We start from the raw sequence: 25,974 nt of genomic DNA, 5'->3' as shown, positions 1-25,974 counted from the left end.
GGTGATAGAAATGACCAGCTATAAAAACTGTCAAAGCTGTGGAATGCCGTTAGCAAAAGATGAGCTTGGGGGCGGGACAGAAAAGGACGGAACGAAAAGCACCAAGTACTGCAGCCACTGCTATATGAACGGAGAATTCACTTTACCTCATATTAGAGTTGACGAAATGAAAGAAAGAGTAAAACAAAAGATTGTTGAATTTGGGATGCCGAAGTTTATTGCGGGGATGTTTACAAGAAACATTCCGAAGCTGGAAAGATGGCATTCGAGGAATTAACAAAAAGGAGGCTTTGAGCCTCCCTTTTCTCTTATAAAACCTTACTTAAAAACGCCTTTGTTCGCTCTTCCTTCGGATGATCAAATAATTCGTTCGGAACATTTTCTTCGACAATCAATCCGCCATCCATAAATATAACCCGATCGCCAACTTCTTTGGCAAAGCCCATTTCATGTGTCACGACCACCATCGTCATACCTTCTTTAGCTAGGTCCTTCATAACCTCAAGTACCTCACCAACCATTTCAGGGTCGAGTGCAGACGTTGGTTCATCAAAAAGCATGATTTTCGGCTCCATTGCTAGCGCCCTTGCAATCGCAACCCGCTGCTTTTGCCCTCCGGATAAAGAATCGGGATAGGCATCTGCCTTATCCTCTAATCCAACTTTCCGTAAAAGTTCCAAACCCTTAGCTCTCGCTTTTTCCTTTGGAATATTTCTTACTTTCATTGGTGCAAGCATAATATTTTCAATCACTTTTTTATGCGGAAAAAGATTGAATTGCTGAAAAACCATTCCCACTTCTGTACGTACTTTATTGATATCTGTTTTTTTGTCCGTCAAATCGATTCCTTCAATTAAGACATGACCACCTGTAATGGTTTCCAGCATATTAATACAGCGAAGAAACGTCGATTTTCCAGAACCCGAAGGTCCAATTACTACGACGACTTCTTGATTCTTGACTGTAACATTGATGTCCTTGAGGACCTCGTTTTTGCCAAAGGATTTTTTTAAATTCTTTACCTGAATCATTCGGTTGCCAACCTCCTTTCAAGAAGATTTAACAGGAAGCTTAAGGAAAGTGTTAACACAAGATAAATAACTGCGGCCGCAAGATACGGTTCCCAGACTCGGAAATACTGTCCCTGCATGGCTCGTCCCCAATACATAAGTTCAGGGGTTGCAATAAGAGCCGCTAGCGATGACTCTTTTATTAAGACGATAAATTCATTTCCAAGCGGTGGAATCATTCGTTTAAAGGATTGCGGGAGGATGATATACCGCATAGCTTGTACATGATTCATCCCTAAAGAGCGAGCTGCCTCCATCTGGCCCCGATCAATCGATTGAATTCCAGCGCGGAAGATTTCAGCGATATATGCCGCAGCGTTTAATGAGAGAGTAAGAATTGCAGCTAAAATGGGACTTGTTTTCCCAAGAAAAAGAGGTACGACGGCAAAATGGATTAATAATATTTGAACGAGTAATGGTGTACCTCGAAAAAAGGTAATGTAAATGGTAAAAGGCCAGGCGAGGAGCTTATTTTTCATTATTTTCCCTAATCCGATGAATAAGCCAAGAATGGTACCAATCAAAATGCTAGCGATTGAAAGCCCAATGGTTAGTAATGTTCCTTTAAGAAAAAAAGGAGCATATTCAACTAAAATATCCCAACGAAAATCCATACTTTAAATCCCCCTATTAAACTACCAGCTAATTATTCGAAGCTAACTAGCAAAAATTGCGTAACTGCTTGGTTAAGAGTTACGCAATTTTATTCAGCGATGTTTACTGCTGATCTTTTAAGATTTGTGTATCGGGTTCTACTTTAAACCACTTCTTGTATACTTCTGCATACGTTCCGTTTTCAATAACCGCATTCACAGCCTTATCAAAGTCTGCTTTAATCTTGCTTCCCTTTGGAAACATTAGTCCGTAAAATTCCTTAGCAAAAGCAGCTGAATCTTCAATGACAACAAAATTATCTTTCGGGTTGTTTTTTGCATATTGCTCGATAACTGTGTTATCAGCAACTACAGCATCTGCTCCGCCGCTTTTTAGTTCTAAGATTGCTAGGTTATTATTTTCAAACTTTTTGATTTTATCGCTATTTTTGCCTAAAAGACCTTCAACTGCTTCTTGTCCAGTTGTTGCATTTTGAACGGCTACCGTTTTATTATTCTTTAAATCTGCTGCACTCTTAATATCACTATCTTTTGGAACTAAGATTTTATTGGTTGATAAAAAGTAAGGTACTGAAAAATCATAGGTTTGTTTTCTTTCATCGTTGATGGTGATAGCGGAAAGTCCAATGTCAGCGATTTTCTTATCTAATTCAACGAAAATCGGATCCCAGCCAACATGCTCCACCTTAATTTTATAACCAGCTTCTTTTGCCACTACATTGATAAAATCGATATCAAAACCGACAACTTCCCCTTTATCCTGGTATTCAAACGGTGCATAGGCGGCATCTGTTACCACACGCAATGTCTTCTTTTCCCCGTCTCCCCCAGTTGTTGTGCTTGTACTCTTACTCGTTCCACAAGCTGAAAGAACTAAGAGTAGTGCTACCATTAATACAGTTGAAAATAGTTTAAATTTCTTCATTTGTTCAGACCTCCAATGTTTTTTTATAAAAATAATTATTGTGAGAATTGATAATATTTTGAATATACATGATTATAACCTGTTTTGACTTTATATTCAATATTTTAAATATTTTACTATATTAATACTGTAATAACCTGAAGTGTTTAGCATCGTAGAATAATGACTTATAACTTTCCTCTGCAATGGGCATTCGCCGTTACACCTCCTTTACACCTTCATAATCTATAGGGTATTTACCACATAAGGAGAGATGCCCAATGAATCCGTATGGTTATTATCAAATGCCACAAATGCCGGTTGATTATAATGCCTATGTACAACCAGAACAAATGAATTACTATGGTCAACCAGAACAATTTATTTCCTATGATCAACAAGAGCAAATGAATCCCTATGCTCCAGCAGAGCCATTTAATCCCTATCTTCAACCTGAACAATATGACCCAGCAAGGCAGCCACAGCAGGTTGAGCGCAGACTGAATCAACTGGAGAGGGCGAATGAGCGTCAAGAAAGAGAGATCAATCAACTACAACGCCAAGTAGCCCAAATCGACCGAAGACTCCAACGCATTAATCAACGCCTTCGTGCAGTTGAAAGAAGATTTAATTTCCCATTCACACCATTTGATGGAGAATACTAAGAGAAACTTTAAGGACCGGGCATGCGCCCGGTTCTTTTTATTCCCCAAGCATACATAGTCAGATTCTTTTACCCAATCTTGGATGACGATTTAAAATTCCTGTCAGTTTATCTAACAAAACCACTGACAAGAACCAAAAATTCAGTTAACTTTTCATTATAAACAAGGAAAGAAAGGAGGATTTCAAATGTATCGAAGAAATGATATAAAACTAGCTGAAAGAATCCTTCAATTAGATAAATTAAGAGATGAGTTGTATGAAGAACTCATGAAAACAATGGGATCTCAGGCGAATGAGCTTTTAAGAAGACTCCAAAATTATTAATTTCAGTTTGAAGGGGTGATGAAAGTTGGCCACTCATTTGCGTAAAGGACTCGAACGCCTTAGGCAGTTTTATATTATGAAGTTGTTAGACTCAGGCATTTCTGATTCTTCTGACCACGAGCTTTACTCTCTTACCTTCAATGAACTGGAAAGCCTATACAAAAAAATATTTTCCCCAACAAAATCATGACGAATGTACTCCATAGAACTTCTTCTGGTAAACAAGCAAAATAGTATGAATACCCAGTCCAATGTAAGAAAATCTAACATATAATATCATGTAATTAACAAATTGATTAATTATTGTAAACAATAGGGTGTGGTGAGAAACAAAAATGGGAAAAGACATATCATATAAAGATAAAAAAGTTATTACAATCGGGATTGTTCGGGACCTCACCGGTCTCTCCGAACGACAAATACGGTATTATGAAGAACGAAAGCTTATTTTTCCTGAAAGGTCTGCTGGAGGAAGCCGCAAATTTTCATTTTCAGATGTTGAACTACTGATGGACATTGCCAATAAAATTGAAGACGGCATTCAAACACATGATATTAGGAAAGAAATGCTTCGTGAACAAAAGAAACACAACCAAGAAGATGTACGCAGACAGATGATCCAAGGACAATTAAACGCCCAATTTGGTATCCGGAAAAAGTAAGGAGTTCACCCTTCAGTCCCATTCCTTCTATAAGGAATGGGCTTTTTCATTCCTTTATCTCTTATAACCTCTTACTTTCCCTAGCTCCAGTTAACGAACTACATAGGATGATTAACCACTTTTAAAAACCATGTAAGATTATCTTCCAGACTTATAGAAAATGATTCAGAATCATGTAAGAATACTAGCATACCGAATGTTAAGAAAATTAACATCAATCATAAGGGGGAAAATAAATGGATACTTTATTCTTAATGAACAGTCTCTGGGTAATGCTAGGTGCAATACTTGTCATTTTAATGATTGGCGGGTTCATCCTGTTAGAAACAGGTTCCACCCGCATGAAAAACGCAGGACATATTGCTGGTAAAACCATTCTCACATTTAGTATTAGCTCGATTGTATTTTGGGCAGTTGGATTTGGATTAATTTTCGGAAAAGGAAATGCACTTATAGGCTTTTCTGACTTCTTATACTCAGGCTATGATATCGATAGTTTATCACTTTCTGGTTCTGTTTTCTTTTTGTTCCAATTAGCTTTTGCAGGTATTTCCTTAACGATTGCATTTGGCGGTTTTGCTGAACGAGCAAAATTAGCTGTATATCTCGTATTCGCGGTATTATTTTCTGTTATTGTTTATCCTCCAATTGCTCACTGGATTTGGGGCGGCGGCTGGTTAGCAGAGATTGGTCAACAAGATTTTGCCGGTTCAACCGTTGTTCACTTAACTGGTGCTATGGCTGCATTGGCTGCTACGATTCTATTAAAACCACGTATCGGAAAATTTAATAAAGATGGTTCCGCCAATAATTTAGCTGGTCATAACCAAGTATTTACGGCATTAAGTGTTTTACTCTTATGGGTTGGTTGGTTCGGATTTAACGCGGGCAGTACATTATCCGTTGACAAGGGTTTCTTTGGATTCGTCGCACTAAACACAAACCTTGGTGCTGCTGCCGGTACTGTGGCAGCAATGATTATCTCTTGGATCGTATTGGGTAAGGCAGATGTTCCAATGATGTTAAATGGTGCATTAGCAGGCCTCGTAGCTATTACTGCTTCTTGTGCATTTGTTGATACTTGGGCCGCTGTCCTGATTGGTTTTATCTCTGGTATTCTTGTATTTTATAGTATTCGCTTCTTTGAGAAAAAAGGAATTGATGATCCAATCGCAGCACTATCTGTACATGGTACAGCAGGTGTCTGGGGAACGTTATCGACTGGTTTCTTTGCAACAAAAGAATTAGCCACTGTCGGAAAACCTGGATTATTTTATGGTGGCGGCTTCCATCAGCTCGGGGTTCAAGCATTAGGCGTTATCGCCTCTGGTGCCTTCGCCTTGGTCGCATCCTTTATCTTGCTCGCAATTATTAAAAAAGCAATGAATGGCTTGCGTGTCACAGAAGAAGAAGAGATTATTGGCTTAGATATTAGCGAGCACGGAAGCTATGGTTATCCAGAATTGCTTAAGACAGAACAAACAAAGGCTCTATAAATATTAATCTAGAAAGTGTGCAACTCCTATTTAGGGGTTGCACTCTTCTAGATTTTTTAAGAGGAGGTGAAAAATATGAATGATAATACCTACTCAGCAATTGCAGATTATAGAAAACTTCACATGAAGGGTGCTACAAGAGATCACTTTAAATTAAACGAACTTCATGACAACATAATTAAACAGGTATTGGAGATATCACTAAAAGAGGTTCTTGCTCGATATGGCCCACCGCCGTCTCCCTTTTCTTTCTTTGTGATGGGGAGTGCCGGACGTTTCGAACAATCTGTATGGAGTGACCAAGACCATGGAATTGTTTATCTCGATCCTACTGCTGAAGCAAAAGCTTATTTTTTGTCATTAGGTAAGGAAATTTCAAAAGGTCTTTATCAAGTTGGGTATCCTTATTGCGATGGCGGTGTCATGTCAGGCAATCCGTTCTGGTGTAAATCACATTCCGAATGGGAGAAACAAATAAAAAACTTGGCACTAGAGGCATCTTGGGAATCGTTACGGTATCTACTCATTTTTATTGATGGACGTTCTTTTTATGGAAAGCATCAACTCTTGGAACAACTAAAGACCTTTGTTTATCAAACCGTTCAAAAAGAACATCTTCTGTCAAGAATGTCAAACAATACTCTTCATTTCAAAAAAGGAATTGGCGTATTAGGTCAGCTATTAGTAGAGACCCATGGGGTACATACTGGATCTCTAAATATAAAGGAGACTGCCCTCTTTCCATATGTGAATGCCGCTCGTCTATTGGCAGTGAAAGAAAATCTACAGGAGACCTCTACCCTATCAAGGCTCAGCAAACTACAGATACATGACAAGGATATATATACAGCTATGTTTTTAAAACTGTTAAACTATCGTCTTCTATTTGCCAGTCAAGCAGACTATGATTCTGGTCACTATTTACCGGTCGACATCCTAACAAAAGAGCAAAAAAATGAAATAAAAGATATCATTAAAAATGGTGTAACTCTTCATCAATCAGTAAGAAAATTAATAGAAAAGGAGGGATAACATGAGAATGAATGATTTAGCACAATACTTTAGGCTAATTTCCGGCAAGCTTAGTTCTAATATTTATGCTGGAATTCAGGGACAAAGTAATCCACAACAGCTCTCGTTCATCCGGCAGCTGCAGAAAGAAATGAAAGTAAAAAACAACTTAGATACCCCGCTTAACGAATTAGAAGTCGTTGTATTTGATTTGGAAACCACTGGGTTTTATCCAGAAAAGGGAGATCGTGTCCTATCAATTGGAGCAGTAAAAATGATCGGTCAGCATATCGAGGACAATAATACTTTTTATTCCCTTGTAAAATCAAACCTTCCTCTTTCCGCAGAAATTTCAACTTTAACAAATATTCATGAAGATCAATTGCGGGATGCACCAGATGCCAGAGATGTCTTAATTCAATTTTTTAAGTATGCACAAAGCCATATCCTTGTTGCACACCACTCTAAACACGAAAAGTCCTTTATGCAAAAAATGACATGGGATCTGTTAAAGACTCGATTTGAACATCGAATCATCGATACGTCTTTCTTAATTCGCCTATCCGACTCCTCTATGAAATCATTACCACTTGAAGAAGTCTGCCATAAATGTGGGATTACCATAAAAGATCGCCACCATGCACTTGGCGATGCGATCATGACAGCGCAAATTTGGGCTAGCTATTTAAAAATAGCTCAAAAAAACGGATATAGTAATTTACGAGAAGTGTATGAACATCTTGCAAAGCTTTGAGCTTAAGAACACTATTTTAAACTAGTGTTCTTTTGTTAAGAATTAAAAATTTAAAGTTTGAAATACAATCGACTTTACAACACCTCCATCTTACTTACCTCTGAATATTCCCCCAGTTTTAATCCATTTCGCGGACAAAATAACCTTAAAATAAAAAAATTTCAAAAAAATTTTTTTCGCTGTTTTCCTTATCAGGACAATAATGTAAACGCTATCAACTTTTTTGATTTATTTGAATTGTCAGATTTTTATATTGACCATGTTTTCGATTGGTTGTATGATTATCGAAAATAATCATCTATTCAATAACAGCCATAGCTCCTCACCATTTGGAGATGGGTATGGCAATTCTTTTTAAAAAATTTGTTTAATCATTAAAAGCGTTCTATTATAAAAGAGGAGTGGTTAGGTTGGGGAGTCAATGGATTTTCCTTGGCGGCGAGTTCGTCAAGAAAGAAGATGCTGTAGTTTCAGTTTTCGATCATGGTTTTTTATATGGTGATGGTGTGTTTGAAGGGATACGCGTTTATAGCGGAAACGTCTTTAGACTCGATGCTCACCTGAAAAGACTGTATGAATCAGCACAATCCATTATGCTGAATATTCCATACACACAGGAGGAAATGACTCAATTAATCATCGAGACAATTAGAAAAAATCAGCTAGAAAGCGCCTATATTCGTGTCGTTGTTTCCCGTGGAAAAGGGAATCTCGGCCTAGACCCTTCTTCCTGCTCGAAACCAAGCGTCATTATTATTGCTGAAGAACTTAGCATGTACCCTAAAGAGTATTACGAACGTGGAATTAAAATTGCATCTGTTGCGAGTCGAAGGAATCGCCCAGATGTACTAAGCCCACAGATTAAATCACTTAATTATTTAAACAATATTCTAGTAAAATTAGAGGCCAATCAAGCTGGTGTTGAGGAAGCATTAATGCTTAATGATCAAGGTTATGTTACTGAAGGCTCAGCTGACAATATCTTTATTGTAAAAAATGGTACCATCTATACCCCGCCTGTTTATTTGGGGGCGTTAGAAGGAATTACCCGCAACGCTATCCTAGATATTGCAAGAGCCAAGGGCTTTGATGTCCGTGAATCACCATTCACAAGACATGATGTCTATGTGGCTGACGAGGTGTTCTTAACCGGAACAGCTGTAGAAGTAATTGCAGTTATTGATGTGGATGGCCGTAAAATTAGTGATGGAAAACCTGGTGAAGTTACTAAAGTTCTATTAGAAGAATTTAGGAAAATTGTAACAACAGACGGAGTGGCTTGTAACCCAACAGGTTCAAACCATGCAATCGTCAGTTAGGAGCTAAATTAATATGCGTAGCGATATGATTAAAAAGGGAATTGATCGGGCACCCCACCGCAGCCTTTTATATGCAACAGGGGTAAAAACGAGTGATCTCGAAAAGCCATTTATTGGCGTCTGTAACTCGTTTATTGAAATTATTCCAGGACATAAACACCTTAATCATTTCGGTGAGATTGTAAAAGAGGCCATCCGTGAAGCTGGCGGTATTCCTTTCGAATTTAATACGATTGGTGTTGATGACGGCATTGCAATGGGCCATATTGGTATGCGTTACTCCTTGCCAAGTCGCGAGATAATCGCCGATAGTGCCGAAACAGTCATTAACGCTCATTGGTTCGATGGTGTTTTCTACATTCCAAACTGTGATAAAATCACACCCGGAATGTTAATGGCAGCAGCCAGAACCAACGTCCCATCTGTATTTGTGTCAGGTGGCCCAATGGAAGCGGGAGTTTCCCCATCGACAGGAAAGAACCTTTCCCTCACTTCTGTTTTTGAGGGCGTTGGTGCTTACCATAACGGTACAATCAGCCAACAGGAATTGCTTGATATTGAAACAAATGCTTGCCCTACTTGTGGATCTTGTTCTGGTATGTTTACAGCGAACTCTATGAATTGTCTTATGGAAGTTTTAGGGATGACTGTTCCTGGAAACGGAACAATTGTCGCAACTTCAGAACAAAGGCATGAATTAATTCGCCAAGCTGCAAGGCATTTAATTGAATTAGTGAAACAAAATATTCGTCCACGTGACATCATTACAAAAGATGCAATTGATAACGCATTTGCTCTAGACATGGCCATGGGCGGATCAACCAACACGGTTCTTCATACACTGGCTATCGCTCATGAGGCTGGGATTGAATATGATTTGCGTAATGTTAACAAAATTGCAGAAAAAGTACCTTATTTAGCAAAAATAATGCCAGCATCCGATTACTCGATGGACGATGTACATCGCGCTGGCGGGATTAGCGCAATTATTAATGAGCTTTACAAAGTTGAAGGCGCGCTGCATAAGAACTGCTTAACTATTACTGGAAAGACACTTGAGGAGAATGTCAAGGATGCAATAATCACGAATGAACAGGTCATCCGGAGTAAAGACTATCCATATAGCCCAGTTGGTGGACTTTCCATCCTTTATGGAAACATTGCTCCAGATGGTGGAGTTATCAAGGTTGGTGCTGTTGATCCATCCATTAAAACATTCTTGGGTGAAGCAATTGTTTTTGAATCCCAGGAAGAAGCACAAGAAAATATAAATAATGGCACTGTCCAAGCGGGACACGTTGTCGTTATTCGCTATGAAGGTCCAAAAGGCGGTCCTGGAATGCCTGAAATGCTTGCTCCAACTTCCGCTATTATGGGTCGTGGATTAGGTAAAGAAGTTGCGCTGATTACTGATGGCCGCTTCTCTGGTGCCAGCCGCGGAATCTCCATCGGTCATATTTCACCAGAAGCAGCTGAAGGCGGTCCGATCGCCCTTGTTGAAAATGGTGACAAAATCTTAATCGAGCTAGAAGCACGCTCCATCCAACTACTAGTTGATGACGAAGTTTTAGAAGAAAGACGTAAGGCATGGGTGAAACCTGAACCAAAAATCAAAACAGGTTACCTTGCAAAATATGCAAAACTCGTTACATCTGCCAATACTGGCGGCATTATGAAATTTTAGAAATACCAATGGGAATTCGTAGTACCCCTCCCCTTCCTAAGGAAGTTAAGGTACTAAAAGCGTTAAATGAAGATCTTTTGACAAAAAAATAGCGAATAAATCGATGACGGGAATAAAGGAATAAGATTTAGTATTTTCAGAGAGCTGGGGTTGCTGGAAGCCCAGTAATACAACTTATTCCGACATCATCCCTGAGTGTTGAGCCGAACGGTCCTGACTTTAGTAGGCTCAGTCGGGTGCATATCTTAGAGCACCTGTTACAAAAAGAAGCGTTCTATGTTTTAGTGGATCGCTTCATAAGGCAGTATTCGTAAGGATACTGTAAAACCGGGTGGTACCGAGAAAATGAAAGGCCTTTTCTCCCCGATTATTCTGCTTATGTTTTCGTTTTTGCAGTTAATTCGTGGAGAATGGGCCTTTTTGACTATGCATAAAGATTTATTGTCAAATTCCGACGTTTTTCCAACAAAATTTTCTGTTTATTTACAAATTTCTATATTATAATACAAAAATGACAAATCACTATTTTCCGACATCTACATTCAATTTTTACCCTTAAGGAGGGATTATGACGTGAAAGTAGAAGCAAAAAAGCTTGAGGTCCAAACTACAACAGAGCCGAGAACCGGTGCAGACCTTCTCATCGACTTACTGAAAAAAGAAGGTGTGGAAACGCTGTTTGGATATCCCGGGGGTGCCGTCCTTCCAATCTATGATGCCATTTACCGCGCCCAGGGTACAATCAAGCATGTTCTCTTCCGACATGAACAAGGAATGATCCATGCAGCTGAAGGGTATGCCCGAGTTACAGGGAAACCTGGAGTCGTTCTTGCCACATCAGGACCTGGGGCAACCAACCTTGTGACAGGAATAACTGATGCGATGATGGATTCCCTGCCGCTTGTTATATTCACAGGTCAGGTTGCACGAAGTGTCATTGGAACTGACGCCTTCCAAGAGGCTGATGTTATGGCGATTACAACACCAATCACTAAACATAACTATCAGGTACAATCTATCGAGGACTTACCACGCATCGTCAAGGAAGCTTTTCATATCGCTTCTACCGGACGACCAGGGCCCGTCTTAGTCGATGTCCCTAAAGATATTTCCGCAGGATTTTTAACTGAGGAACCAGAAGAAGCGAGCATTAATTTACCTGGATACCAGCCAACAACAAAGCCAAATCCATTACAAATTAAAAAGCTTGCCGATTCGATTTCAAAGGCGATCAAGCCTGTAATTCTTTCAGGCGCAGGTGTTCTCCATGGGAAAGCCTCTGCTGAACTAACAGCTTTGGCGGAAAAACACCAGATCCCGGTGGTCACAACTTTACTTGGACTTGGTACTTTTCCGGCAGATCATCCCCTCTCGTTAGGAATGGGTGGAATGCACGGAACATATGCAGCTAACATGGCCATTTACGAATGTGATCTGCTTATCAATTTTGGAGCCCGCTTCGATGACAGACTAACAGGTAATCTTAAACACTTCGCACCTTTTGCGAAGGTTGCCCATATTGACATCGATCCAGCCGAAATTGGTAAAAATATTCCAACAAATCTCCCAATCGTTTCTGATACGAAAGAGGCACTTACTGAACTGCTTGATCAAGCGATTGAATCACCAAATTCTGCTGAGTGGCTGGAAAAACTGAGCCAAAACAAGCAGGAATATCCGCTTTGGTATAAGCATGATCCAAACGGAATGTGTCCGCAATGGGTCATTGAAGCAGTCCATAAAGTAACTAACGGTGACGCCATCGTCGCAACCGATGTAGGGCAGCACCAAATGTGGGCAGCACAGTATTACACTTTTAAAGAGCCGCACCGCTGGATTACCTCTGGCGGACTTGGAACAATGGGCTTTGGCTTCCCTGCTGCGATTGGCGCACAAATTGCCGCACCGGATAGTACCGTTGTTGCAATTGTTGGAGATGGCGGTTTTCAAATGACACTTCAGGAATTATCGATTATTTATGAAAGAAACCTTCCTGTAAAAATCATTATTGTCAACAACGGCGCACTTGGAATGGTTCGCCAATGGCAGGAACTATTACACGGAAACCGTATTTCAGAATCGATCCTTCATACACAGCCTGATTTTGTCAAACTTGCAGACAGCTATTCGATTAAGGGTTATCGGGTTAATAATCAAGAAGAACTGATCACTGTTTTACCGGAAGTATTTGCTCATAATGGTCCGGTATTAGTTGATTGCCGTGTACTTCAACAAGAGAAAGTATTCCCAATGATTGCTCCTGGCAAAGGAATCCATGAAATGATTGGGGTGAAACCATGAAACGAATCATAACCGCAACCGTTCAGGATCGAGCCGGTGTACTCAACCGCGTTACTGGACTTTTGCAAAGACGGCAATTCAATATTGAAAGTATTTCCGTTGGTCCAACAGAAACGGAAGGTGTTTCAAGAATGACCCTGGTTGTCGAGATTGAAGATGAACAGCGTCTCGAACAAGTGACAAAGCAACTCAATAAACAGATTGATGTTTTAAAGGTTTCTGATATTACTGATAAAGCAGTCGTTGTCCGCGAATTGGCCTTGATTAAAGTAGCCAGCAGCAGCCAGCTCCGCAGTGAGATTAACGGAATTATTGATCCATTTCGTGCGATTGTTATTGACGTAAGTAAGGATAGCTTAGCCGTTCAAATCACCGGCAAACCTGAAAAAATCGATGCATTACTAGAATTGCTTCGCCCTTATGGAATTAAAGAAATTGCCAGAACAGGGTTGACCGCCCTTTTACGCGGGCATCAACCGCACGTAAACGAACTAACTCACCACACCCTACAAAAATAATAATTTACCTTGAAAGGATGATAGATCATGGCAAAAGTACTATATAACGGAGATATTCAAGAAGAGGTTTTACAAGGAAAGAAAATCGCAGTAATTGGATATGGTTCACAAGGTCATGCACATGCACTTAATTTAAAAGAGAGCGGTTTTGATGTAGTAGTTGGATTAAGAGGCGGAAAATCATGGGATAAAGCAGTTGAAGATGGCGTTGAAGTTACTTCAGTTGCAGAGGCAGCTGCAGCAGCTGACGTTATTATGGTTCTTCTTCCTGATGAAATGCAGCCAAAGGTTTACAAAGAAAGCATCGAACAACACCTTAAAGCAGGTAAAGCCCTTGTTTTTGCCCATGGTTTCAATGTTCACTTTAGCCAAATCGTTCCTCCTGCAGATGTAGACGTATTTTTAGTAGCACCAAAAGGCCCAGGTCATTTAGTACGTCGTACTTACACTGAAGGCGCTGGTGTACCAGCACTTTACGCAGTTTATCAAGACTACACTGGTCAAGCACGTGATCTTGCCCTTGCCTATGCAAAAGGTATTGGCTCAGCCCGTGCAGGTGTTTTAGAAACTACCTTCCAAGAAGAAACAGAAACAGATCTTTTTGGAGAACAAGCTGTTCTTTGCGGCGGAACTACTGCCCTTATCAAAGCTGGATTTGAAACTCTTGTTGAAGCTGGTTATCAGCCTGAAGTTGCCTACTTTGAGTGTTTACATGAATTAAAATTAATCGTTGACCTTTTATATGAAGGTGGCTTTGAAAATATGCGCTATTCAATCTCCGATACTGCACAATGGGGAGATTTCGTTTCTGGACCACGTGTCGTAAATGCGGATACCAAAGCACGGATGAAGGACGTATTAACAGATATCCAAACTGGTGTGTTTGCTAAAGGCTGGATCCTTGAAAACCAAGCAAACCGCCCACAATTCAACGCAATTAATCGCGCTGAAAACAATCACCAAATTGAACAAGTAGGTCGTGAGCTTCGTGCATTAATGCCGTTTATTAAAAACAAACCAGTAAATGCAAAGAAAGAAGTGGTGGTAAATGGTTCACGTTAACATCTTCGATACGACATTACGCGATGGCGAACAGTCCCCTGGTGTAAATTTAAACCAGCTTGAAAAATTGGAAATCGCAAGACAACTTGAACGGTTTGGTGTTGACATTATGGAGGCCGGCTTCCCGGCTTCCTCCCAAGGTGATTTTGAAGCAGTAAGAGCAATCGCCCGGAATATTAAAAATGTATCAGTCACAGGCCTGGCAAGAGCGACGAAATCGGACATTGACATTGCGTGGGATGCGTTAAAAGATGCTGCAGAACCAAGGTTGCATGTTTTCCTTGCCACCTCTCCTATCCATATGCAATATAAACTGATGAAAACACCTGAGGAAGTCACCCAAATAGCGGTAGACATGGTTTCATATGCTAAACGGAACTTCCCGCATATTGAGTGGTCCGCTGAAGATGCTTCTCGCTCTGACCTTGATTTTCTTGTTCAAATTATTACCAAGGTCATCGATGCTGGTGCAACAGTCATCAATCTTCCGGATACAGTCGGATATACCACACCAGAAGAATATGGACGCATGTTCCGCTACATCCGCGACAACGTTCCAAATATTCATAAAGCAGCATTATCTTGCCATTGTCATGATGACTTAGGGATGGCCGTTGCCAATTCCCTAGCTGCTATCGAAAACGGGGTTACGCAAGTCGAGGGTACGATTAATGGAATTGGAGAACGCGCAGGTAATGCAGCTTTAGAGGAAATTGGAGTTGCCTTAAATATTCGTAAAGATAAGTATCCTTATACTACGAATCTCGTGTTAAAAGAAATAAAACGCACGAGTGACCTTGTCAGCCGCTTTACAGGTATGATTGTTCCTCCGAATAAAGCAGTTGTTGGAAAAAATGCCTTCGCACATGAATCAGGGATCCACCAGGATGGCGTCTTAAAAAATACGTTAACCTATGAGATTATTACGCCTGAATTAGTAGGGGTTAAATCTAATGATTTAGTTCTTGGCAAACATTCCGGCCGCCATGCATTCAAAGATAAAATTGAGCAAATGGGCTTTGAACTCTCGGACGAAAAACTAGTCGAAGCGTTTACTGCTTTTAAACTATTAACCGATCGTAAGAAAGAAGTAACAGACGAAGATTTATTTGCAATTTTAACCGATATCCAAACAACGGCTGTTGATATTAAAAAATATGAACTGGTTGCCTTCCAAGTCCATTACGGTTCAGCAAACTTGCCAACCGCAACTGTGGCGCTAACCACTCCCGAAGGTATTCGCGTGGAAACGGCGCGCACAGGCTCAGGCAGTGTCGAAGCTTTAATGAATACCTTAGAAGCATTGATTAAAGAAGAAATCCATCTTACTGATTTTAGATTAAGCTCGATCGGTCAAGGACGTGATGCACTTGCTGAGGTTCATGTCAAAATGACAGTAAACGGATCACCTGTAACCGGCCGTGGTTCAGCACAGGATGTTCTGGAAGCATCAGCAAAATCATTCTTGAATGCAGTGAATCGTGTATTTTTCAACCAAAGTTCAACTGTGAAGGAAACGGCGAAAATATAAAAAATCAAACAAAAAATGAGGAGGTTGCTTCTAATGAAAAAACGAATTGTCTTACTTCCCGGTGATGGCATTGGTAAGGAAGTTATTAACTCTGCAAAAGACGTGTTAAATGCAATTGCTGAAGAATACAATCATACTTTTAGCTTTGAAAGCCATGAAATCGGAGGAGCAGCCATTGACCTTTACGGCACACCGCTTCCTGAAACAACCGTTAATGCTTGTAAACAGGCAGATGCGGTCTTGCTGGGTGCTGTTGGGGGGCCAAAATGGGATACCAATCCCTCCCATTTACGTCCTGAACGAGGCTTGCTTGGAATCCGGAAGGCACTTGATTTATATGCGAATTTAAGGCCGATCAAAGGATTTAAAAACCTTCTTCATGCATCACCCTTAAAGGAAGAAGTAGTCTCTGGGAGCGACCTCCTTATCGTTCGTGAATTAACTGGCGGCCTTTATTTCGGAACACCAAGTGAACGCCGCGACAACGGAAACTCCGTTGTAGACACGCTTGTTTATTCTCGTCAAGAGATTGAAAGAATTGTCGATAAGGGCTTTCAAGCAGCCCAGCAGCGCAGCGGTCATCTTACTTCGGTTGATAAAGCAAATGTACTTGAATCCAGTAAGCTATGGCGCGAAATTGTCGAAGAGAAAAAAGCTCAGTATCCAGATGTAGCCGTTGAACATGTTTTAGTAGATGCTGCTGCTATGAAATTAATCACAAACCCAACTCAGTTCGACGTAATCGTAACGGAGAATCTATTTGGTGACATTTTAAGCGATGAAGCCTCAGTAATCACAGGATCATTAGGTATGCTTCCTTCTGCTAGTTTAAATGAAAGTGGGGTTGGTCTTTATGAGCCTGTTCATGGCTCTGCCCCAGATATCGCTGGTAAGGGTATAGCCAATCCAGTTGCAATGATTTTGTCTGCAGCACTGATGCTTCGCTATTCCTTCCAATTGAATGACGAAGCAAAAGTGATTGAAGATGCTGTCCAATCGGTTTTAGATGCTGGCTTCCACACAGGCGATCTTCAAGTTGCAAATGGACGCCTTGTTGGGACAGCGGAAATGACTAAGCTTATTGCAGATTATATTAAATCGCAAAACGCTTCGAAATGTATCGCCAGCTGTTATTTTTAATGATTGATTGGGTGGGTAAATCGTCTTTGTTGCGATTTACCCCTAAATTTATCCAAAATATTTGTTAGTTAGTCATACAATAAAATTCATAAATGTGAGGAAGGACGCTATGCAAACACCAAAAAATATTATCCAAAAAATTTGGGAAAAGCATGTTGTACATCAAGAAGAAGGAAAGCCGGATTTATTATATATTGATTTACACCTTGTTCACGAAGTAACCTCTCCTCAGGCATTTGAGGGCTTGCGAATGAACGGGCGCAAGGTGCGACGACCGGACCTTACTTTCGCAACGATGGATCATAATGTTCCAACTCGCCAGCGTCTTGTAATCAATGACCCTATTTCAAAAAAACAAATCGATACACTGCAAGAGAATTGTCAGGAATTCGGGATTACACTCGCTGATATTCATCATCCTGATAACGGGATTGTCCATGTAATTGGACCTGAACTTGGTCTTACCCAGCCTGGTAAAACGATTGTTTGCGGTGATAGTCATACCTCTACACATGGTGCATTTGGTGCACTTGCTTTTGGAATTGGTACAAGTGAGGTTGAGCATGTTCTTGCAACACAAACACTTTGGCAAGCACCGCCTAAAACGTTAAATGTAAAAGTGAACGGAAAGCTAGGTACTGGCGTAACTGCTAAAGACTTAATTCTTGCCATTATCGGTAAATTCGGTGTCCAATTTGGAACTGGCTATGTGATGGAATATACAGGTGAAGCCATCCGCGCCCTCTCCATGGAAGAACGAATGACCGTTTGTAACATGTCCATTGAGGCGGGCGCTAGAGCCGGGCTTATTACTCCGGATGAAACCACTTTTGAATACTTAAGAGGAAGACGGCATGTCCCTCAAGGTGAAGCGTTTGAAGAAGCAGTTGCACAATGGAAGGCTCTTGCTACGGATGAAGATGCTGCCTATGATCGGGTTGTTGAAATTGAAGCAGCCGAAGTTGAACCACAGGTAACGTGGGGAACAAATCCAGGAATGTGTATTCCAATTACTTCCAATGTACCAAACCCTGATGAAACTGAGAAGACAAGCGAGAAGGACGAGATTAACCGTGCGCTTGAATACATGGGCCTTGAAGCAGGTCAGCCTATTTCAAGTGTAAAAATTGACCATGTTTTCATCGGTTCTTGCACTAATTCGCGCATAAGCGACTTACGAAGTGCAGCTGAGGTTATACGGGGCTTAAAGGTCAGCCCATCTGTTACCGCCATCGTTGTTCCTGGTTCATTTAGCGTTAAGCTTGCGGCAGAAAAAGAAGGACTTGATAAAGTCTTTACGGATGCAGGCTTTGAATGGCGCGAGGCTGGCTGCAGCATGTGCCTTGCGATGAATGATGATATCGTTCCACCGGGGGAACGCTGCGCATCTACTTCTAACCGAAATTTTGAAGGGCGCCAAGGTAACGGGGCCAGAACCCATCTGGTCAGTCCTGAAATGGCAGCCGCGGCCGCTGTTGCAGGCCACTTCGTTGATGTTCGACAATTTACTGCAGCACAGGAGGTTAGATAATATATGGAACCTTTAAAAACCCATCAAGGCCTTGTTTATCCATTAAACCGGTCAAACATTGATACTGACCAAATTATCCCAAAGCAGTTTTTAAAGCGGATTGAACGCAGCGGCTTTGGACAATTCCTGTTTTATCATTGGCGTTTTGATGACAATGGAAATCTTCGTCCTGATTTTTCTCTGAATGATCCAAAATATAAAGGCGCATCGATTTTGGTTGCTGGTGAAAACTTTGGCTGCGGCTCCTCTCGTGAGCACGCTCCATGGGCAGTTCAAGATTTTGGCTTTAAAATTGTCATTGCCCCAAGTTATGCAGATATTTTTAAAAACAATTGTGTAAAAAATGGGATTCTCCCTATCCAGGTTAGTGACGAACAAGTTCAGTACATTATTAAAAAAGCTGAATCCGAAGAATACCAATTAACCGTAGACCTTGAGAATCAAGTGGTTTATGATAACGAAGGCTTTAAGGTTACATTCGAAATTGCCCCGTATCCAAAAGTCATGCTGCTTAATGGCTGGGATGAAATTGGAGTTACCTTAACGTACGAGGATAAAATAGAGCAATATGAACTTGCAAGTAAATAACCATTAAAAAAATGAGCTTGGAATCCAGGCTCATTTTTTATTGCTTCTCACAGCTTGTTTAATATATTTCTATTCTCAGGTTCTTCGTTAAAGGTCAGGACCTCCTCAACTGGCTCGTAGGATTCACCATAAAACTGATGATCTTTATAGGTGTGAATCATATCATATGTTTTTCTCATAGCTTCAAAAATCATTTCTTCTGATTCTTCATTAGGCGCCCAGTAGAGGATTTCCATCCTATTTACCTCATTTGTCGCCAATGATTTTCTCTCATATCCAATGGACACGGCGTGCTCGAATTTTTCTCTTTTATAAAAATGAAGACGTTTTTCTGTATCGCTATCCTCATAGCTGACTGGTTCCACTTCAAGGATGATCGGCTTCCCTTTTTGTTTTAACTTTTCCAAGAGTTTATGGCCTAGTCCCTCACCACGAGCATTTTTTGAAACAAATAAATAATCAATAAACACAAAATTGTCTAATTCCGCATACATCAAAACATGGTTTGGCCCCTCATCTTTATGATAGATGTTTGAACGTTCTTTCAGTAAGGTTTCCATGTGAGCTCTTGATTTCATTTCTTCAACAGGAAAATACTGATTCAACTTTTCATACCAATGCATGGACACACTCCTTAAAAACCAGGTAATTGATCAAGATTATTTTCTTTAATTCCGTCTGGCTCACTACGGATGATGTCACGACCATATTTGTGAAAGACATCCACATGAGCGATCTTGCCAGCTTTCGCCTCATTCAAAGCCGTGATATAATCCAACTCGCGTCCAGCGCTTGTTTTAAAAGCGATAATATCTCCATCATCGTTCTTCCTGACGGAAACGAACTCTTCTTTGCCATCTGGATTACTATCACCTGCTTCCATTTGGGCTTGCTGCTGACTCTCCTGCTTGTATTCCTCATAAATTTGTTCAAAATCTTTTTGATCCATTGATTCCACCTCCGAACATTTGTTAGTATTTTTCTTTTTATTAAAAATATCCGCTCTTAAGAAATTGTCAAAAATTTTTCAAATTTGTCCTGTTACAGGAATTGCCCGACTCTTCAGTTATGTTTTTCAAAATTAAATACATGAGATAAATGACAACGATATTTAGGAGTAGAATGAGCACCACAACTGCTGAACTTACTTCAACACCGGCCTGAATTTGAAGGAAAATCATCGCTGAGAGGGCTGTTAACAAGGTGATATCTTTGATGATGATGACGGATGCTAGAAGATAGCCAAATGGCTTTCGCTTAATGAGCAGTATTCCCGATATAATTCCCACAGGAACAACAAACCCAAGATCTAATGCCTGAATGACGAGTGTAGTATAGTGTTCGATACCTTCTGTAGGGGTGTGATTCATTAGTGGCTTTACTATCTTCCCGAGCCACATCATTCCAAATACAAACGAAGCAAAGAGTAAGAAGCCGCCAATTATTTTCACAGGTAGTTTTTCTTTGAATGATAGCGGTAATTTCGCAATCTCAAACGACATCATTGCCAGTGTAAAAGCAAAGAAGCTTGCCGCCATAAGGATTACATAAACGAGGAACATGGAGTTATACATAGATAGAAATGAATAGGATGCATAGGTGTACAAGAAATACCCAAGCGTTCCAGTGAGGAGCAAATGCCCTTTTAACAGTCCTTTTCTAGACAAATATAGTGAAAAGACAAGTAAAGGTACGCCAAAGAATAATGTCACATAATCCTGGGCGATTGCCTGTGCTGCCATCGATACGGAATCATGTTTGTATAGACCCTTCCCATAAATTGAAACGGTTTCTCCAAAAATAGACTTATATTCGTACTCCCCTGCTCCTTGATTTGGAAAAATTGCGTAAGACGTTGCAATAATCGATAAAAGGGTTATTACAAAGACAAGCATACTTATAGACTTTTGGTTCTTCATGTTGAATTCCTCCCTTCTAAAATAGTAATTACTCTATATGTTCTTATTTACATCCTAAACTAACTCATTTAAATAAACTAACCGCTACCTGGCTGTTCACAAAAAATTCAGAACTTAATCAATCGTAAAGCTGTTTCCTTTACGGCGTTAACAATAAAGAGTAATTTCAGGCAAAAAAAAAGCTTGTAGACTGGTGAAATTTGTCCACAAGCTAATCTTTCCTTTTGTTAAAACTTCTGAGGGAACTGTTTGATGATTCCATCTGATAAGACGTCAGCAATTTTTATTAGATGGATTTCCCCTTCATCAAACGCACGAATGTCTCCGTTCCAATCATTTTTAAGTCTTGCAAGTACACTCTGTGTAATCATTTTTAAGTGCGCATGTAACAACTGCTTCAATGCAGTGTTATTCCAATTTGGATTTGCACTGCTGAGAAATGCTGCAATATCATCGGCATTTTTGTACCATGCAGTATTATATTTTTGCAAATCAACTTGATTATTGGCTTTGGCAGCTTCGAGTACCTTTCCGGCAAGCAGGATATCCTCTCGTAATAATTGTGCAAGCTTTGTTCCTGCTGCTTCACCGTAAAAAGGTTTGATTGCATTTCCTAAATCATCTTGGTTTTTCAAAAGTCTTGTCAGGACCATTTGTTGGTCTTTAAGATTTGCTTCCGCACTAACAATATAACTTCTTGTCCAAATGCCATGCTCCATCCAAAGTCTTCTAAAGTTAAACTTTAGCTGGTGTGCAGACTCACTCATGGTCTGCTTCTGGTTAACTGGTGGTGGGGGCGGGGCTGCCTTCACGCTAATGGCAGGTAAAATTAAGGCTATAGACAATAGCAATAGAGTAAATTTCTTAGAAAATTTTTTCAAATGATAATCTCCTTCTAGTAAAGTTAATTCAAAAGGATTTTTCCCTAAAAATGAAAATATTATTTATCGCCGAATAATGTCATAATAATTTTAATAAGAATGTCCTTTGGAGTGAGAAATGATTGCTTTATTTAGAGAAAAACCATGATCCAAGAAAGAATGCCGCAATCCTTGCCCAATTTACAAACCAATTGGACCTAAAAAGGGCCATTCAAGAAACCGAGCAGCTTTTCAATCGAACACGAAGGAATGAAGCCTCTCCTCGTCAGAAGGAAATTCGTCATCTGACCGGATCACTTCCTCAAAAAATGACAACAGCTTTGTTTCGCCACTTATCGACGACCGCTAATTCTGATGATCAAGGAAAGGTTAAGATAGATCCTGAAGGAAATGTGATTCCGGATTGGAAAGGCATGTTGGATGAAGAATACTTGAATTTACATAAGAATATGGTGAAAGAGGTCCATGTTGAAGATTTTGGAGCAATTGGCGATGGGAAGACGGATAACACCTTTGCATTTAAAAAAGCGATTGGCAACGGCAAGGTGAAAGTGGTTGTACCAGCTGGAGTATTTATAACAAAGGGAATCCAACTGCCCTCTTGGACCATGTTTGTTGGCGCAGGAAAAGGTGTAACGACGATTAAACTTCATGATGTTGCCGATAAAGGTACTCGGCTCATTACTAACAGGAATCACTGGAAAGGGAATCATCATCTTTATGTCGGCTCCCTAAGTTTGGACTGGAATGTCGAAAGGCTTGGCAACGTGGCGAAAACAAGTACTTGGGGAAATCACTCCAGCTGCTTAACGTATGCAAATGTTACTTATGGCTGGGTTAAGGATGTTGAAGGAATGAATCCAGGACTGCATTGCTTTGATGTTACATCAACTCTGTACAATTATGCGGGTGACGGCTTTCGCGCCCGCGGCGGCAGCAAGTATGTCTGGCTCGATAACTTGAATGGCTATGGTTTCGGTGATGATGGTATCACCACCCATCACAGTGATTATGTCTTTATCTCCCGCTGCCATCTGTGTGACCCAAGTGGTCGTGCCCACAAGATGGGCTTTTCTAACTCCAACGGGATTGAGGTCGATGATGGTTCGAGGAATGTGTTGCTTGTTAATAATTCTTCTGCCCGATGCTTTGGCGGGGTGGAAATAAAAGCGCACGAAAATTCTTCAGCCGCTTCAAACGTACAAATTATCGGGCATATTTCGGTCCACGATAACCGCTCGTTTAATTTCCGGCATATTGGACATCACAAAAGCACGGAGGCTGAGTCACAAACTGCTTACAATATTAGTGCTGCCAATCTTGTATCCATCGCGCCGATTTTTACTGAGTTATATAAAGGCTCAACGCCGCGCGGTATGGTTGTCTCAGCTTATAAAAATGTAGTCATTAACCATTTTACTTTGGCTGGTGACCCCAATTATGACTACAAAGGCCACCCGGTAATTGCCGTTCAATATCGGGCCAGAAATGTGATATTAAAACATATATCTGTTAAAGATTTTAAAAAAGCGGGGAGCGATATTAAAGTATTCGGAGGTGAAAATAGAGCGGATTCTATTCAAATTTATGATGTGATGAGTCAAAATTCCGCGCCAAAAGCGATCGAGGTCGGATTAGGGGTCAAAGATATTACCATTGAAAATGCGAAAAGCGTCGACAATTATTTGTGACGCTTTTCTTCTTTTTCTACTGTTATGTCATCGACTAGTTTTTCGGCCACTTTCCGATATAAATTACTCATATGAACGAGTGATGAGATCATTAGCACCTGCTCAAGGTAGAGGGAAGTTTCATTGTGTGCCTCTTCAATTTCCTCTTTTACCTCGGTCACTCTTTTTTCGATATCCTCTTTAAAATCCTCGACATTTTGGCCGTTTAGGTTCAAATAACTAGTATAAAAAGAATCTAGGTCTATCTCATCCTGGATAATCTTCTTATTTACCCCATCAAGGGTTACCTTAATATCATTAATTGATAGTGCCCCTTTAAGCTGGTAAATCAAGCTCATTAAGATCAAGTGTTCTCTTGAATATTTCTTATTGTGAATCGGAAAAATTAGCTTCCCTTTTGCATAATTATTAATCATCGTTTTAGTAAGTACCTTTTCCTCTTCATTCCGCTTCGATTCATTAAATTTATTTTCGAATAATTGAATGACTTGATCCATATATAAGTCTATTTTGGGTATTTCATTTAAATTTAAGTTCGTATCTAGGCCAAGATTTTCAATAATTTGATTGATATTTTCCAATTTAAAGACCCCGTTCATTTGCTTTATATTTTTTATTATACCTAAACAGATATGTATTGACTAGATATAAAAATACCAGTATCATTATATGTAGTTATCAAAACTACATGCTGTGCTAGGGGGCATTTAAATGAACAATTACATTCGCGAACCTATCAACGGACTAACCCATTTAGCCGGAGCAGTTTTAGCCTTTGTCGGGCTCCTTGCGATGGTTATCAAGGCGGCTGCGACGACAAGTTCACCGTCTGCAATTACTGCGGTCATTATTTTCGGCGTTAGTATGATTCTGCTTTACTCGGCATCGGCCACCTATCACATGGTGATTGCTCACGATCAAGTAATTGCCTTTTTACGACGGCTGGATCATTCGATGATTTTCATTTTAATCGCAGGTACGTATACTCCTTTTTGCTTTATCAGTTTGAACGGAAAAATAGGTGCGATTCTATTTTCAATTATTGCAGGAATAGCGATTAGCGGGGTTGTTTTTAAAATGGTCTGGTTTAATTGCCCTCGCTGGATTTCTACCTCCTTGTATTTAGCGATGGGTTGGATGATTGTGTTTGTATTCTCGCCGCTAACTGGAAGCTTAAACCCGATTGGTTTATTTTTGCTCATCCTCGGGGGAATTTTTTATACGATTGGCGGGATCATCTACGGTGCAAAACCTAAGTTCTTGCAGTCAAAGTACATGGGCTTCCATGAGATTTTTCATATTTTCATTTTACTAGGAAGTTTGGCACATTTTTTAACCGTGTTCCTTTACGTCATTTAATTTCGAGACTTTCAAAACGCCTACGTTATTGGCGTTTTTTGTTTTTGAAATATCTTTTTAAAAATAGCACAAAATAATACTAGGACTATTAATAAAGCACCACAAAAAGATAGAGGTGTTTATGTTGTTTCGATTGATTTTTCAACTGATTGTGATTGGACTTTGTTCGATGTTATTTGGATTTGCCTTTAATACGTTTCTTATTCCACATAAACTAACTTCCGGCGGTGTAACAGGCATCGCCTTTTTTATTCACCATTTTTTACATATCAATACTGGCTGGATTATTTTGCTGATCAATATTCCTCTATTTTTAGTAGGACTAAAATATTTAGGAAAAAAATTCATTTTGCTCACTGGTTATGCCGTTATTGTTTTATCATTCAGCATGAAATTTATTCCGATTCATCCCATTAGCCATGATATTCTTCTTTCTTCCATCATTGGAGGGGCCCTTTATGGTATCGCGGTTGGAATTATCATTCGGATTGGAGGCTCGACTGGCGGAACGGATATAGTTAGTCTCACACTTGCAAAAAAAAAGGAACTTATTTTGGATGGGGCATCACACTTTATACGATTATCACCATTTATGTGTCTGGTCGTGCCGTTGATATGGTATACACTAATCAGAATAAATTAACCCTAACGATTGTGACGGATAAGTATGAAGAGCTTACGGATGCACTAATTCATTTGCATGCACGAGGGGTCACGGTAACGTATGCAGAAGGGGCATACACCCATAAGCCCAAAAAAGTGTTAACCACGGTGATTACAAAATACGAACTAAATGAAACAAAACACACGATTAGAACGGTGGATCAGAAGGCTTTTGTGAACATCATGCAAACGATGGAGGTAATGGGACGCTTCCGAAGGGATTAAAGAGGGGCTGATGCCCATGGAACTTAATTTTTTTTGGTTGAAGGGATTAGTCGTATGCACT

Annotated in this window: 28 protein-coding genes and 1 pseudogene; 21 read left to right on the top strand and 8 right to left on the bottom strand. The window is 40.1% G+C overall.

Translation table 11 applies throughout. The annotated features are described in order from the left end of the window. Positions 1-10 precede the first annotated feature (10 nt). On the top strand, positions 11-277 hold the full coding sequence (locus J7E77_RS14415) for a zinc ribbon domain-containing protein (protein ID WP_214715246.1): 267 nt from the start codon (positions 11-13) through the stop codon (positions 275-277). Positions 278-308: 31 nt separating this feature from the next. On the opposite strand, the gene J7E77_RS14410 is transcribed toward J7E77_RS14415, so the two are convergent. From J7E77_RS14410 to J7E77_RS14400, 3 genes are all read right to left on the bottom strand, one after another. Beyond that, entirely contained in the window at positions 309-1,031 is a 723-nt protein-coding gene (locus tag J7E77_RS14410) for an amino acid ABC transporter ATP-binding protein (RefSeq protein ID WP_214715245.1), read from the bottom strand. After that, positions 1,028-1,684, bottom strand: coding sequence for an amino acid ABC transporter permease (locus J7E77_RS14405; RefSeq protein WP_214715244.1), 657 nt, complete (start codon positions 1,682-1,684; stop codon positions 1,028-1,030). The genes J7E77_RS14410 and J7E77_RS14405 overlap by 4 nt, the downstream gene beginning before the upstream one ends. A gap of 103 nt (positions 1,685-1,787) precedes the next feature. Further along, positions 1,788-2,609 (bottom strand): basic amino acid ABC transporter substrate-binding protein, encoded by an 822-nt coding sequence (locus J7E77_RS14400; protein WP_214715242.1) that lies wholly within the window; start codon positions 2,607-2,609, stop codon positions 1,788-1,790. A 260-nt stretch (positions 2,610-2,869) separates the two neighbouring features. On the opposite strand from J7E77_RS14400, the gene J7E77_RS14395 reads away from it, so the two are divergent. From J7E77_RS14395 to leuD, 16 genes are all read left to right on the top strand, one after another. Further along, positions 2,870-3,253: a hypothetical protein gene (locus J7E77_RS14395; protein WP_214715240.1), complete on the top strand. Its 384-nt coding sequence runs from the start codon at positions 2,870-2,872 to the stop codon at positions 3,251-3,253. A 187-nt stretch (positions 3,254-3,440) separates the two neighbouring features. Continuing rightward, a complete protein-coding gene (locus J7E77_RS14390; protein ID WP_166256179.1) occupies positions 3,441-3,578 on the top strand; it encodes a hypothetical protein in 138 nt (45 codons plus the stop codon). 25 nt (positions 3,579-3,603) lie between these two features. Beyond that, positions 3,604-3,768, top strand: coding sequence for a Fur-regulated basic protein FbpA (locus J7E77_RS31740; protein ID WP_214715239.1), 165 nt, complete (start codon positions 3,604-3,606; stop codon positions 3,766-3,768). Between the two features lie 145 nt (positions 3,769-3,913). After that, on the top strand, positions 3,914-4,240 hold the full coding sequence (locus tag J7E77_RS14380; RefSeq protein ID WP_214715238.1) for a MerR family transcriptional regulator: 327 nt from the start codon (positions 3,914-3,916) through the stop codon (positions 4,238-4,240). Between the two features lie 236 nt (positions 4,241-4,476). Continuing rightward, on the top strand, positions 4,477-5,736 hold the full coding sequence (locus J7E77_RS14375; protein ID WP_214715237.1) for an ammonium transporter: 1,260 nt from the start codon (positions 4,477-4,479) through the stop codon (positions 5,734-5,736). 75 nt (positions 5,737-5,811) lie between these two features. Then, positions 5,812-6,768, top strand: a complete 957-nt coding sequence (locus J7E77_RS14370; RefSeq protein ID WP_214715236.1) for a DUF294 nucleotidyltransferase-like domain-containing protein — start codon at positions 5,812-5,814, stop codon at positions 6,766-6,768. 1 nt (position 6,769) lies between these two features. Continuing rightward, positions 6,770-7,501, top strand: coding sequence for an exonuclease domain-containing protein (locus J7E77_RS14365; RefSeq protein ID WP_214715235.1), 732 nt, complete (start codon positions 6,770-6,772; stop codon positions 7,499-7,501). Positions 7,502-7,911: 410 nt separating this feature from the next. Beyond that, on the top strand, positions 7,912-8,820 hold the full coding sequence (gene ilvE, locus J7E77_RS14360) for a branched-chain-amino-acid transaminase (protein ID WP_214715233.1): 909 nt from the start codon (positions 7,912-7,914) through the stop codon (positions 8,818-8,820). 13 nt (positions 8,821-8,833) lie between these two features. Next, on the top strand, positions 8,834-10,504 hold the full coding sequence (ilvD, locus tag J7E77_RS14355; RefSeq protein ID WP_214715231.1) for a dihydroxy-acid dehydratase: 1,671 nt from the start codon (positions 8,834-8,836) through the stop codon (positions 10,502-10,504). A gap of 573 nt (positions 10,505-11,077) precedes the next feature. Beyond that, positions 11,078-12,805, top strand: coding sequence for a biosynthetic-type acetolactate synthase large subunit (gene ilvB / locus J7E77_RS14350; protein WP_214715229.1), 1,728 nt, complete (start codon positions 11,078-11,080; stop codon positions 12,803-12,805). Continuing rightward, positions 12,802-13,323 (top strand): acetolactate synthase small subunit, encoded by a 522-nt coding sequence (gene ilvN / locus J7E77_RS14345; RefSeq protein WP_214715227.1) that lies wholly within the window; start codon positions 12,802-12,804, stop codon positions 13,321-13,323. Before ilvB ends, ilvN begins: the two co-directional genes overlap by 4 nt. A gap of 27 nt (positions 13,324-13,350) precedes the next feature. After that, positions 13,351-14,385, top strand: coding sequence for a ketol-acid reductoisomerase (gene ilvC / locus J7E77_RS14340; RefSeq protein WP_214715225.1), 1,035 nt, complete (start codon positions 13,351-13,353; stop codon positions 14,383-14,385). Beyond that, the gene (locus J7E77_RS14335) at positions 14,372-15,916 is read left to right on the top strand and encodes a 2-isopropylmalate synthase (protein WP_168242129.1); all 1,545 of its coding nucleotides are present in this window, start codon (positions 14,372-14,374) and stop codon (positions 15,914-15,916) included. Before ilvC ends, J7E77_RS14335 begins: the two co-directional genes overlap by 14 nt. 33 nt (positions 15,917-15,949) lie before the next feature. Then, entirely contained in the window at positions 15,950-17,056 is a 1,107-nt protein-coding gene (leuB, locus tag J7E77_RS14330) for a 3-isopropylmalate dehydrogenase (protein WP_214715223.1), read from the top strand. 109 nt (positions 17,057-17,165) lie between these two features. After that, positions 17,166-18,587, top strand: coding sequence for a 3-isopropylmalate dehydratase large subunit (gene leuC / locus J7E77_RS14325; RefSeq protein ID WP_214715221.1), 1,422 nt, complete (start codon positions 17,166-17,168; stop codon positions 18,585-18,587). Positions 18,588-18,590: 3 nt separating this feature from the next. Continuing rightward, the gene (gene leuD, locus J7E77_RS14320; RefSeq protein WP_214715219.1) at positions 18,591-19,175 is read left to right on the top strand and encodes a 3-isopropylmalate dehydratase small subunit; all 585 of its coding nucleotides are present in this window, start codon (positions 18,591-18,593) and stop codon (positions 19,173-19,175) included. Positions 19,176-19,222: 47 nt separating this feature from the next. Here the strand turns inward: leuD and J7E77_RS14315 are convergent, their stop codons facing one another. From J7E77_RS14315 to J7E77_RS14300, 4 genes are all read right to left on the bottom strand, one after another. Then, entirely contained in the window at positions 19,223-19,798 is a 576-nt protein-coding gene (locus tag J7E77_RS14315) for a GNAT family N-acetyltransferase (RefSeq protein ID WP_214715217.1), read from the bottom strand. Positions 19,799-19,809: 11 nt separating this feature from the next. After that, positions 19,810-20,124, bottom strand: a complete 315-nt coding sequence (locus J7E77_RS14310; protein ID WP_214715215.1) for a DUF3892 domain-containing protein — start codon at positions 20,122-20,124, stop codon at positions 19,810-19,812. Between the two features lie 67 nt (positions 20,125-20,191). Further along, complete coding sequence (locus J7E77_RS14305) at positions 20,192-21,094, bottom strand: hypothetical protein (protein ID WP_214715214.1); 903 nt, start codon at positions 21,092-21,094, stop codon at positions 20,192-20,194. 227 nt (positions 21,095-21,321) lie between these two features. Further along, positions 21,322-21,975: a glycosyltransferase gene (locus J7E77_RS14300; protein ID WP_214715213.1), complete on the bottom strand. Its 654-nt coding sequence runs from the start codon at positions 21,973-21,975 to the stop codon at positions 21,322-21,324. A gap of 122 nt (positions 21,976-22,097) precedes the next feature. Here J7E77_RS14300 and J7E77_RS14295 point away from each other — a divergent pair, with 122 nt between their 5' ends. Beyond that, a complete protein-coding gene (locus tag J7E77_RS14295) occupies positions 22,098-23,666 on the top strand; it encodes a glycosyl hydrolase family 28-related protein (protein WP_214715212.1) in 1,569 nt (522 codons plus the stop codon). Here the strand turns inward: J7E77_RS14295 and J7E77_RS14290 are convergent. Continuing rightward, positions 23,657-24,247, bottom strand: coding sequence for a DUF1836 domain-containing protein (locus J7E77_RS14290; RefSeq protein WP_214715211.1), 591 nt, complete (start codon positions 24,245-24,247; stop codon positions 23,657-23,659). The two genes, J7E77_RS14295 and J7E77_RS14290, sit on opposite strands and share 10 nt — an antisense overlap. Positions 24,248-24,377: 130 nt before the next feature. Here J7E77_RS14290 and trhA point away from each other — a divergent pair, with 130 nt between their 5' ends. The 3 genes and pseudogenes from trhA to J7E77_RS30590 all read left to right on the top strand — a co-directional run bounded on the left by trhA (position 24,378) and on the right by J7E77_RS30590 (position 25,913). Next, positions 24,378-25,025, top strand: coding sequence for a PAQR family membrane homeostasis protein TrhA (gene trhA, locus J7E77_RS14285; protein WP_214715210.1), 648 nt, complete (start codon positions 24,378-24,380; stop codon positions 25,023-25,025). 121 nt (positions 25,026-25,146) lie between these two features. Next, positions 25,147-25,655 (top strand): annotated as a pseudogene (locus J7E77_RS30595) (YitT family protein); the annotation flags it as partial. Beyond that, on the top strand, positions 25,641-25,913 hold the full coding sequence (locus J7E77_RS30590) for a DUF2179 domain-containing protein (RefSeq protein ID WP_214732893.1): 273 nt from the start codon (positions 25,641-25,643) through the stop codon (positions 25,911-25,913). The pseudogene J7E77_RS30595 and the gene J7E77_RS30590, both read left to right, overlap by 15 nt. Positions 25,914-25,974: the final 61 nt, after the last annotated feature.

The sequence above is a fragment of the Bacillus sp. ISL-77 genome, assembly GCF_018613105.1.
The sequence above is the reverse complement of the archived record's forward strand: the minus strand, read 5'-3'. Positions and strand labels throughout refer to the sequence as shown.

Bases quoted from the DNA above. Each gene is read 5' to 3' on its own strand.
- J7E77_RS14415 (WP_214715246.1), top strand. From the start codon at position 11: ATGACCAGCTATAAAAACTGTCAAAGCTGTGGAATGCCGTTAGCAAAA.
- J7E77_RS14410 (WP_214715245.1), bottom strand. From the start codon at position 1,031: ATGATTCAGGTAAAGAATTTAAAAAAATCCTTTGGCAAAAACGAGGTC.
- J7E77_RS14405 (WP_214715244.1), bottom strand. From the start codon at position 1,684: ATGGATTTTCGTTGGGATATTTTAGTTGAATATGCTCCTTTTTTTCTT.
- J7E77_RS14400 (WP_214715242.1), bottom strand. From the start codon at position 2,609: ATGAAGAAATTTAAACTATTTTCAACTGTATTAATGGTAGCACTACTC.
- J7E77_RS14395 (WP_214715240.1), top strand. From the start codon at position 2,870: ATGAATCCGTATGGTTATTATCAAATGCCACAAATGCCGGTTGATTAT.
- J7E77_RS14390 (WP_166256179.1), top strand. From the start codon at position 3,441: ATGTATCGAAGAAATGATATAAAACTAGCTGAAAGAATCCTTCAATTA.
- J7E77_RS14380 (WP_214715238.1), top strand. From the start codon at position 3,914: ATGGGAAAAGACATATCATATAAAGATAAAAAAGTTATTACAATCGGG.
- J7E77_RS14375 (WP_214715237.1), top strand. From the start codon at position 4,477: ATGGATACTTTATTCTTAATGAACAGTCTCTGGGTAATGCTAGGTGCA.
- J7E77_RS14370 (WP_214715236.1), top strand. From the start codon at position 5,812: ATGAATGATAATACCTACTCAGCAATTGCAGATTATAGAAAACTTCAC.
- J7E77_RS14365 (WP_214715235.1), top strand. From the start codon at position 6,770: ATGAGAATGAATGATTTAGCACAATACTTTAGGCTAATTTCCGGCAAG.
- ilvD (WP_214715231.1), top strand. From the start codon at position 8,834: ATGCGTAGCGATATGATTAAAAAGGGAATTGATCGGGCACCCCACCGC.
- ilvN (WP_214715227.1), top strand. From the start codon at position 12,802: ATGAAACGAATCATAACCGCAACCGTTCAGGATCGAGCCGGTGTACTC.
- ilvC (WP_214715225.1), top strand. From the start codon at position 13,351: ATGGCAAAAGTACTATATAACGGAGATATTCAAGAAGAGGTTTTACAA.
- J7E77_RS14335 (WP_168242129.1), top strand. From the start codon at position 14,372: ATGGTTCACGTTAACATCTTCGATACGACATTACGCGATGGCGAACAG.
- leuB (WP_214715223.1), top strand. From the start codon at position 15,950: ATGAAAAAACGAATTGTCTTACTTCCCGGTGATGGCATTGGTAAGGAA.
- leuC (WP_214715221.1), top strand. From the start codon at position 17,166: ATGCAAACACCAAAAAATATTATCCAAAAAATTTGGGAAAAGCATGTT.
- leuD (WP_214715219.1), top strand. From the start codon at position 18,591: ATGGAACCTTTAAAAACCCATCAAGGCCTTGTTTATCCATTAAACCGG.
- J7E77_RS14315 (WP_214715217.1), bottom strand. From the start codon at position 19,798: ATGCATTGGTATGAAAAGTTGAATCAGTATTTTCCTGTTGAAGAAATG.
- J7E77_RS14310 (WP_214715215.1), bottom strand. From the start codon at position 20,124: ATGGATCAAAAAGATTTTGAACAAATTTATGAGGAATACAAGCAGGAG.
- J7E77_RS14305 (WP_214715214.1), bottom strand. From the start codon at position 21,094: ATGAAGAACCAAAAGTCTATAAGTATGCTTGTCTTTGTAATAACCCTT.
- trhA (WP_214715210.1), top strand. From the start codon at position 24,378: ATGAACAATTACATTCGCGAACCTATCAACGGACTAACCCATTTAGCC.
- J7E77_RS30590 (WP_214732893.1), top strand. From the start codon at position 25,641: ATGGTATACACTAATCAGAATAAATTAACCCTAACGATTGTGACGGAT.